At 65.9% G+C, this 8736-nt stretch carries 10 protein-coding genes and 2 pseudogenes; 2 read left to right on the top strand and 10 right to left on the bottom strand.

Translation table 11 applies throughout. The annotated features are described in order from the left end of the window. Positions 1 to 120: 120 nt before the first annotated feature. Positions 121 to 3090 (bottom strand): Tn3 family transposase, encoded by a 2970-nt coding sequence (locus tag S2M10_RS10820; RefSeq protein WP_042491074.1) that lies wholly within the window; start codon positions 3088 to 3090, stop codon positions 121 to 123. A gap of 129 nt (positions 3091 to 3219) precedes the next feature. Between S2M10_RS10820 and S2M10_RS10815 the strand changes: the two genes are divergently transcribed. Then, positions 3220 to 3846, top strand: coding sequence for a recombinase family protein (locus tag S2M10_RS10815; protein ID WP_082052512.1), 627 nt, complete (start codon positions 3220 to 3222; stop codon positions 3844 to 3846). Positions 3847 to 3869: 23 nt separating this feature from the next. Here the strand turns inward: S2M10_RS10815 and S2M10_RS10810 are convergent, their stop codons facing one another. From S2M10_RS10810 to S2M10_RS10800, 3 genes are read right to left on the bottom strand one after another with little or no spacing between them, the layout of a single operon-like run. Then, positions 3870 to 4649, bottom strand: coding sequence for a sulfite exporter TauE/SafE family protein (locus S2M10_RS10810; protein ID WP_042469177.1), 780 nt, complete (start codon positions 4647 to 4649; stop codon positions 3870 to 3872). A gap of 7 nt (positions 4650 to 4656) precedes the next feature. Further along, complete coding sequence (locus S2M10_RS10805; RefSeq protein WP_042469176.1) at positions 4657 to 5175, bottom strand: rhodanese family protein; 519 nt, start codon at positions 5173 to 5175, stop codon at positions 4657 to 4659. Positions 5176 to 5179: 4 nt separating this feature from the next. Beyond that, positions 5180 to 5497: a metalloregulator ArsR/SmtB family transcription factor gene (locus S2M10_RS10800; protein WP_042469298.1), complete on the bottom strand. Its 318-nt coding sequence runs from the start codon at positions 5495 to 5497 to the stop codon at positions 5180 to 5182. A gap of 68 nt (positions 5498 to 5565) precedes the next feature. Here S2M10_RS10800 and S2M10_RS22675 point away from each other — a divergent pair. Then, positions 5566 to 5658: pseudogene (locus tag S2M10_RS22675) on the top strand (MBL fold metallo-hydrolase); the annotation flags it as partial. Here S2M10_RS22675 and S2M10_RS10795 read toward each other — a convergent pair. The 6 genes and pseudogenes from S2M10_RS10795 to S2M10_RS10770 all read right to left on the bottom strand — a co-directional run. Continuing rightward, positions 5658 to 5963 (bottom strand): annotated as a pseudogene (locus S2M10_RS10795) (cation transporter); the annotation flags it as partial. The pseudogenes S2M10_RS22675 and S2M10_RS10795 overlap by 1 nt on opposite strands. Next, positions 5960 to 6646, bottom strand: coding sequence for a hypothetical protein (locus S2M10_RS10790; RefSeq protein WP_004212882.1), 687 nt, complete (start codon positions 6644 to 6646; stop codon positions 5960 to 5962). The gene S2M10_RS10790 and the pseudogene S2M10_RS10795, both read right to left, overlap by 4 nt. Before the next feature lie 3 nt (positions 6647 to 6649). Then, the gene (locus S2M10_RS10785; RefSeq protein ID WP_004212881.1) at positions 6650 to 7063 is read right to left on the bottom strand and encodes a hypothetical protein; all 414 of its coding nucleotides are present in this window, start codon (positions 7061 to 7063) and stop codon (positions 6650 to 6652) included. A 47-nt stretch (positions 7064 to 7110) separates the two neighbouring features. Continuing rightward, positions 7111 to 7488 (bottom strand): hypothetical protein, encoded by a 378-nt coding sequence (locus S2M10_RS10780; RefSeq protein ID WP_004212880.1) that lies wholly within the window; start codon positions 7486 to 7488, stop codon positions 7111 to 7113. Further along, the gene (locus S2M10_RS10775) at positions 7485 to 7973 is read right to left on the bottom strand and encodes an SRPBCC domain-containing protein (protein WP_004212879.1); all 489 of its coding nucleotides are present in this window, start codon (positions 7971 to 7973) and stop codon (positions 7485 to 7487) included. The genes S2M10_RS10780 and S2M10_RS10775 overlap by 4 nt, the downstream gene beginning before the upstream one ends. Positions 7974 to 8026: 53 nt before the next feature. Next, positions 8027 to 8736, bottom strand: a 710-nt coding sequence (locus S2M10_RS10770) for an efflux RND transporter permease subunit (protein ID WP_168846065.1), incomplete at its 5' end; no start/stop codon positions are given.

Genomic DNA, 8736 nt, shown 5'->3' with positions numbered 1-8736 from the left:
TCCTTATGCACGTCCAGACCGACGTATTTCACTGCTTCCGTCATGACTCGCCTCCAGTGCTGACAAATCCATCGTCAGCATCTCAGATTTGAGCCCCCGCGGCTCCGGCAGTCATGGGGTCTAAGCGTCCCGGCTTTGCTGGTGGAGGCGCAGCGGCCTGAACCGCTCGCGAGGTTTGTCGATCTCGCCCCAGAGATAGTCGCCGGTGAGGCCGATATGCTCCCAGCCCAGAGGGGCGACGTGGGCGAGCAGCTCGTCGGGCACGTCGACGCCGCTGCCGCGCAGATGACGGACAGCTCGGTCGAGATAGACGGTGTTCCAGAGCGTCATGGCCGCGGTGACGAGGGTCAGGCCGGAGGCGCGATGGCGCTGGTTCTCGAAGGTGCGGTCGCGCAGTTCGCCGAGGCGGTTGAAGAAGATGGCGCGGGCGAGCGCGTTGCGGGCCTCGCCCTTGTTGAGAATGCTGCCGGTGCGACGACGCTGGTCGGGATCATCGAACCAGTCGAGCATGAACAGGGTGCGTTCGATCCGACCTATCTCCCGCAGCGCGCGGGCGACCGAGTTCTGACGCGGGAAGCCCGCCAGCTTGCGGAGCATGACCGAGGCGCTCACCGTGCCGGCGCGGATCGAGGCGGCAAGGCGCAGGGTTTCGTCCCAGTTCTCCTCGATCGCGCGGATCTTGACCGGACCGGCGACGAGCGGGCGCAGCGTCGGCCACGAGTCGAGCGGCGACAGGCTGTAGAGCCGGCGCTCGTTGAGGTCGCGGATGCGGGGCGCGAAGCGGAAGCCGAGCAGATGGCACAGGCCGAAGACATGATCGACCGCGCCGGCGGTATCGGTCGCATGTTCGCGGATGACCAGCTCGCTTTCATGGTCGAGCAGGCCGTCGAGGACATGCGCGGCCTCGCCGGCATTGGCGGCGATGACCTTGGTGTGGAACGGCGTGAAGCGGTCGGTGACGTGGGTGTAGAACAGCACGCCTGGTTCGGTGCCATAGCGGGCGTTGTGATCGGCGCGGGCCTCGCCCTGACCACCGGCACGAAAGAACTGCCCGTCCGACGACGATGTATCGCCCGGTCCCCAGACCGCCGCGAGCGGATGCGCGGTATGGCAATCGACGATCGCCGCCAGCGCCGACAGATAGGTTTCGTCGCGCACATGCCATTCCGCCGTCCAGCGCAGGCGAGACAACGTCAGCCCGCGCGAGCTTTCGGCCATGCGGCCCAGGCCGAGGTTGGTCGCATCGGCGAGGATCGCACCCATCAGCGCGGACTGGTCGGAGGCGGGGGCGCCGCTGCGCGCATGGACGAAACGGTCGGCGAATCCCGACCATGCGGCGACCTCGACCAGCAGATCGGTGATTCGGACGCGCGGCAGCATCGCGTAGAGCCGGGCCTTTAGCGCATCGGCATCGTCGGACGGGGATCGCCGGATCGACGATATGAGCAACTGCCCGCGTTCGATCGTCACATCGACCAGCTCGCCCGCTGCGGCTGCGCGCTCCACCTCCGTCATGCGCCGGGCCAACAGGGTGCGGCGTTCCTCGTACCATTTGGAAAAGTCGGTCGGCACAACCAGGCGCAGATCGCCGCTCGCGCGCATCGCTTCGAAGGCGGGCATGGGCAGCTGATAGTCGTCGAGCGTGCGATAGGCGCGGCTGCCGTCCACCCAGATGCTGCCCGAGCCGAGCCGCTCGCGCAGGTGGGCGATCACTGCGATCTCATAGGCGCGCCGGTCTATCGTCCCTTCCGCCGGCTGCACGACCTTGCGCCAGCGCGGCTTGATGAAGCTGGTCGGCACTCGCTTCGGCAGGACCGATCGACCGTCGCGGTACATCGTGCGCAGCACCTCGATCGCGCCGAGCAGCGGATCAGCCAACCGCGCGGTGCGGAAGGTGAAAGCGGCGAGAAACGTCGGGGCGAAACGCCGCACGGCGGGATAGCGTTCGACCACTTCTTCCAGCCCGTCATCGGCCGAGCGCGTCAGATCCTCGGCAAAGCGGATGCTGCGTTCGAGCTGATCCCAGCCCATCTTCGCGTCGATCGCGCGGAAGGCATCGCGCCCGCTCGCACGAGCATCTACCAGCAGGCGACCGAGCCGGGCATGGAAACGCGCGGTGTCCTTCAGCATCCGTGCCTGGCCGAGCAGCCGATCGGAGCGGGTGCGGTCGGCACGGCGGAACAGCGCGCCCACCATCTTCTCCACCATGACCAGCGCGGCGTCGGTCAACGTCGCTTCCATCTCGATCACGGAAGCTACGAGCATGGCGAGCCGGCGCGGACGTTCGAGACGCCGCAGGTGCTGGGCGGTGACGATGCCGGCGGTCCGCGCAATGACGGCATAGCGAGCAGCATGGATACGTCGTGCTCGATCAGCCGCGATCCCGATGCCGCGCACGGTGTCGAGCCGTTCGACGATTCCCTTCAGGTTCGCGGCCGATGGTGCTTCCGGCCATTCGCGTATCCATCCTAGCCGGGTGCGCCCATCATCGTCGGAGGCGATCATGTGTTCGAGTGCGGCTTCCTGTTCGGTCGAACAGTCGCGGATCAGATTGGAATGGGCCGCCTTGCGCGCCCGTGTCCGCACGATGAGGGCGAGCCGTTCCAGCGTCGATGTCGCCGGCAGTACGATCCGGTCCGCCCGCAAGCGATCGACCATGCCTGTGACGATCGTCTCACCTCTATCAGTCGAAGCGGCAATCTCCGATCCCAGCGCCAGCATCGCCCGTACATCCACCCGCGCGAAGGCGCGCAGACCGAGCAGAGCTTCGATCTCGGCCCGGTGTTCGCGCAATGTCGTGGGGCGCGTGGCATAGCCGGTGAAGTCGTCGGCTACGCACCCGATCTGATCGGCGAGCAGCGCGAGCATGGCGGCGGGCACCGCATCCCCCGTCAGTAGCCTGCGACCGGGATGACGCAGGTAGCAAAGCTGCACCGCATAGCCGAGCCGGTTCGCCCCGCGCCGACGTCGCGCCACCTGTGCCAGATCGTCGGGACCGAGCGTATAGAGCCGTTCGATCGTCGCGCGATCGGCAGGCGGGTCGAAGATCACAGCACGCTGCGCGGGCGACAGGATGGTCTTGGTCGGCATCGGCTTCCTGTTCGTCACGAAACAGGAAAGCGTACCCGTTCATGGAGCATAGACCAGAAGACGGGTTATGTGACATTATCGCGATTGATCGACGGGCAATGCCGCTCCGTCACGTGAACGGACGTATATGTGACAACGCAGATCGGTTACGCGCGGGTGTCCAAGGCGGACGGCAGCCAGGTCCACGACCTGCAGCACGACGCGCTGGTCGCGGCCGGCGTCGATCCCGAGCATATCTATGAGGATGCCGCATCGGGCCGGCTCGACAAGCGACCGGGACTGGACGCCTGCCTGAAGGCGCTGCGCCGCGACGACACGCTGGTCATCTGGAAACTCGATCGGCTCGGCCGCGATTTGCGCCACCTCGTCAATACGGTTGGTGATCTGACGAAGCGTGGCATCGGGTTGAAGGTGCTGGCGGGCGAAGGCGCGTCGATTGACACAACCACCGCCAACGGTCGGCTGATCTTCGCGATTTTCGCCGGCCTCGCCGAGTTCGAGCGAGAACTGATCGTCGAGCGCACGCGCGCCGGTCTGGAGTCCGCTCGGGCACGCGGTCGGCACGGCGGGCGTCCGTTCAAGATGACGCCGGCCAAACTGCGTCTCGCCCAGGCCGCGATGGGCAAACCGGAAACCAAGGTCGCGGAGCTATGCGCCGAACTCGGCGTGACGCGCCAAACACTCTACCGACACGTCACGCCGAAGGGCGAGATCAGGCCCGATGGTGAAAAGCTGTTGGCGCGAGGGCGCCGATAGCAGTCGGCTGAAGCTGCTCAGGTTCAGAGCGACGATGCCGTAACGTAGGTTCCTACCGCAATCACGACGGCGGCAAAGCCACGTTCGAGCAGCCCCTTACGGGTGCCGAGAACCTTGCCCAATGCAATACCGCCGATCGTTCCAGCGACGCCGCCCACGACCAGCATCGCGGTCACGCTCCAGTCGACCAGCCCCGACAGGGCGTAGGACAAGGCGGTGGTCAACCCCAGCGCGCTGACGACGACCAGCGACGTGCCGATCGCGAAGGGCAGCGGCATCGCGGTCGCGAGGATCAGCCCCGGCACGATCAGGAAGCCGCCCCCGATCCCGAAGAAGCCGGCGGCAAGCCCGACGCCCAGCCCGATCGGAACCAAGCGCGGCAGCAGCGTCGAGGCGCTATCGCGGGTCAGTCGCACGTCCGGCGCTTCCGCCGTGCGGCGCTTGCGCAACATCGACAAACCGACGCCAATCATCAGAAGCCCGAACAGGACAAGCAGTCGCTTGCCGTCGAACGCCTTGCCCAACTCCGCCCCCAGCGCCGCGCCGATCATTCCGGAGACGGCGAAGACACTGGCGCACCGCCATTTCACGCGGCCCGCTCGCGCATGGCCGACCAGGCTGGCAAGCGCATTGACGGTGACGGCGACAGCGGCCGTCCCGATCGCAGCGTGCGGTGATCCGACGCCGACAACATAGATCAGGAGTGGCACGGCGAGGATCGACCCGCCTCCGCCGACAAGGCCGAGGATCAGGCCAATCACGCCGCCCGATGCAAGCGCGGCAAGGGTGGCAGCGGTGTCCACGATCGCCTCAGGCTGTCGCGCGCCGGTTCCAGGGCATGACGCGCAGCAGGTTGGCCATGCCGCACCACCCCGTCACGCCCGCGAACATCAGCCCCGCCCCGACGAACGCCGACAGCCCGAAGAAGCCGGGAGCGACGAACGTGCCGAGCAGAACGCCGATCAGCACCAGCCCACCGGCGGTAATCTGCACCTGCCGCATGATTTCCAACGGCTGCGACCGATCGGCGACGGTGGGCTGTCCTGCCTGCCGCCACGCATCGATGCCGCCGCCCAGGATATAGGCCGGCGCGCCACCCGCTGCCGCGCCGAGCTGCGCCGCATTGGCGGCGGTGCGCATCCCGGACTTGCAGTGAAAGACGACCGGACGATCGTCGCGCGGGAGATCGCCGATCCGGTCGAGCGGCACGTTCATCGCGCCGGGAATGCGTTCGCGCGCATGCTCGTCGGCACCGCGAATGTCGATCAGGCGCGCACCGGCATCGATCGCGGCACGGGTATCGTCGGGAGAAAGGGTCGCGAGCGTCATCGCATCAATCCTTGCAGTAGAGCTGGTAGAGAGTGCCGAGCAGCGTTTCGACGCGGGCATCCGCGATGGCGTACCAGAGCGTCTGGCTCTCCCGCCGGTAGGTGACGAGACCCTCGTCGCGCATCCTGGCCAGGTGCTGCGAGCAGGCCGACTGCGACAAGCCGACATCACGGGCCAGATCGCCGACCGTCATCTCGCCATGCTCGACCAGCTTGCACAGCAGCATCAGCCGGCGAGCATTGCCGATCGCCTTCAGCGTGTCGGCGACCTGCCCGGCCTTCGCCTCGAATGTCGCCAGGTCCATCGGCGGTTTGAGCATCATCGCCACTCCATTAGGTGTTGCTTATGTAGCACCAGCTAATATATTAGCAAGCGCTAACGGAGAAAATCATGACTCAGCCCCTCATCGAGGCGTTTTTCGACGAGCCGACCAATACGATTAGCTACCTCGTCGGCGATCCCGCGACACGGACTGCGGCGGTGGGCTCGCTGCCCTGCACGTAGCGCCGTCCGACATCGATCAAGATGCCGCCCGCGAAGATCAGCAGCATGACGCCCGAAGCGACCGCGGCGCGTGTCTTCCATGTCTGGCCCCGGGTGAGCGCCACAAGGCTCAGCGCATACACAGCCGTATCGGACAGGTTGTCGACGCCGTTGGCGATCAGCGCGCTCGAGTCCGCGAAGAAGCCGGAAACGAAGAAGCCCGCAGCGATCGCCGCGTTCAGCAGCAGGACGATCCACAGTGTGCGGCGCTCCTGCCCGCCATTGTTGTCGTTGCCCGGGATCATCCCATCATCTCCTCAAGTGTCAGCAGGGCCAGGAAGCCGACGAAAAACATCGAGCTGATGAGCGGGGTGTCGGGTTTCTCGTGCGCCTCGACCAGCAACTCCTCCGTGACGAGGTAGAGCAGCGCCATCAGCCCGAAGCTGAGGAAGCCGGCGATCATCACCGGCGACAGCGCGGCGACCGGCACGGCAGCGAGCGCGCCGATCGGCAGCAGCAGGGCCAATGCCGAGACGATCACGATGATGCGCAAGCGCGAGCGATAGGTTTCCGCCAGCTCGTCGGTCAGCGTCAGTCCCAGAAATAACACTTCCAGAGTGAGCGCGATCGTCAGCAGGAGACCTGCCTTCTCGCCCGCCACGAAAGCGAGGCCGAGCACCAGGCCGTCGACCAGAATGTCGATGCCGATCGCGGCGAGTAGCGCCATCGGCCCCTTGAAGCGGGCCTCAAGAGCCTTGAGCCCCAGCATGGTCGCGACGCCCGCCGCCCCGCCGATCAACGTCGCGCTGGGCGATGCCTCATGCTTGACCTGCGGCAGGATTTCGGTCGCTGCCGCCGCGAACACGACGCCGGCAGCGAGATGCTGTAGGCCCGCCACGAGGCCAGGTTTCAACTTGGTGCGGCTCGCGACAATCGCGCCGAGCACGACCGCCAGCACAGGCGCAAGCGTATAGAGCAGTGCCTGCATTTCCTAGGACTCCTCCGGGGTTCGGTGGCAGACGCGGATCTTCCCGCGTCGCGTGAACGCGATCGATCCGCCCGCCACGACAGCCCGCGAATGGTCGCCGCGAAACTCGTCACCGGTTCGCTGCGCGCGCAGGATCTCGGTCCTGCCCTTCGGCAGCCAGGTGACGGCCATTTTCAAGCCGTCATCGATGAAGTCGACATCGGCGCGTGTGCCGTCGTCGCAGTACATGATGCGCTGCGCGATTAGTTTCGACGTCAGATGCTTTTCATGCGCCGGCTCGGTAGGCTGGGTCGGCGCTGGATTACACGCCCCTATAACCGCCCCGGAGACGAGAACGACGCCGAGGCGCGCGATCGCCAGACCGGCCCGATTCAGGCCGCACAAGGTTGTCACATTTGAAATCGACGTGTCAGACATCGGTCTCTTCCGACGAAGCGCCCTGTGGCGTTCGAAGGCAGGGCAGTTCATCGCGTGCCTTCCCGCTCGCAGATCCGGGTACGGCCATCGCCTTCCACGATGGTGAGCTGCGACCCCTTGAAGGTCGCGGTGGCTGTTTCGCCGACATATTGCAGGCCCTGCGCTGGCGCGGTCAGCATCATCGGCGGTCCCCCGTTGGAGCGCCGCAAATCGATCTGCAGGCCGTTGTCCTTGTAATCGACGAACAGCGGTTCCCCGTCGGAACAGCGATATCTATGCCGCCCCATTTCCCCGGTCGCCACGGCGCTGTCGGACGAATGGATCTGCTGCTCCGTTGGCGGGGCTGGCGGCTTTCTTTCCGAGCACGCCGCGAGCCCGACAACGAGGATGACGGCGGGCAGCACCCGCTTACAGTGCATCATCATCGCGCCTTCCTCCTGTAGCGGAAGGGGACGCGCTGACGATTGATAGCCCGGGCAGGCTGACCTACCCGCCAGCGGAGATAGGTTGCGAGGCGATCGTCAGATTCGACCATCAGGGATCGCAGGCGGCGCAACATCATCGCCGCGAACGGCAGGGAGAGCGCCCCGCGCAGCGTGCAGCTATGCGTTAGCCTGGTGCCGCCATCGTCCCCCGCCAGCTCGTACCGCTCTTCGAGCGTGAACAGATAGGGGATGCCGCAGGACCAAGCGAAGGCGTGCGGTTTATCGAATCGATCAATCCGTGCTGGCGTCCGAATTGGCCGGGTGATGCCCTGGATCGCAAAGGTGCATTCTGTGTCGCCGAGCCGGGACGGATCATCGAGAAATACGAGCGGACTCCACGCCCGGCGATGATCCGGATCGGTGAGTGCCGACCAGATGCGCAGTGGCCCGCCGTGAAGCATCGAGCTGGTTATGGTGCGAGGCATATCCCCATCTCCCAGAGATGGGCGGGGCGATCGCGGATCGCCCCGCCCATCCATCAGGCCAAGTTGTTCACGAAGGTCTGACCGTGGTCGTCCCCTTCATGCTCCTCATTGTAGTGCTCGGGTTTCTCGATCACTTTCTGCCCGAACCGGGCATAGAGTGTCGGCAGCACGAACAGCGTAAGAAGCGTCGCCGAGATCAGACCGCCGATGACGACCGTCGCCAAAGGCTTTTGAACCTCTGCGCCGGCGCCTTCGCCCAGCGCCATCGGCACGAAGCCGAGGCTGGCGACTAGCGCGGTCATGATGACGGGTCGCAGACGCTGCATCGCGCCAACATGCGCGGCTTCCTCGCGGCTCATCCCTGATCGGATCAGATCTTGGATCGAGCTGACCATGACGAGGCCGTTGAGGACCGCGATGCCCGAGAGGGCGATGAAGCCCACTGCCGCCGAGATCGAGAAGTCCATGCCCCGCAGGAACAGCAACAGGACGCCGCCCACCAGCGCGAAAGGCACGCCGGTGAACACGATCGCGGCGTCGCGGACCGATCCCAACGCCCCGTAGAGGAGCAGCAGGATCAAGATGAAGCAAGCCGGAATGACCAGCTTCAGCCGTTCGCTTGCCGATTGGAGGTTCTCGAACTGGCCGCCCCATTCGAGATAGGTGCCGGCAGGCAGCCGGAGTTGGCTGCCGATCGCCGCCTGCGCATCCGCCACGACGGATCCGACGTCGCGGCCACGCACGTTGGCTTGCACCACCACGC

The organism is Sphingomonas sp. S2M10 (genome assembly GCF_012650175.1).
In the GTDB taxonomy this organism is placed as follows: Bacteria; Pseudomonadota; Alphaproteobacteria; order Sphingomonadales; family Sphingomonadaceae; genus Sphingomonas.
Note: the sequence above shows the minus strand (reverse complement) of the source record. Positions and strands in the feature narration are given on the sequence as shown.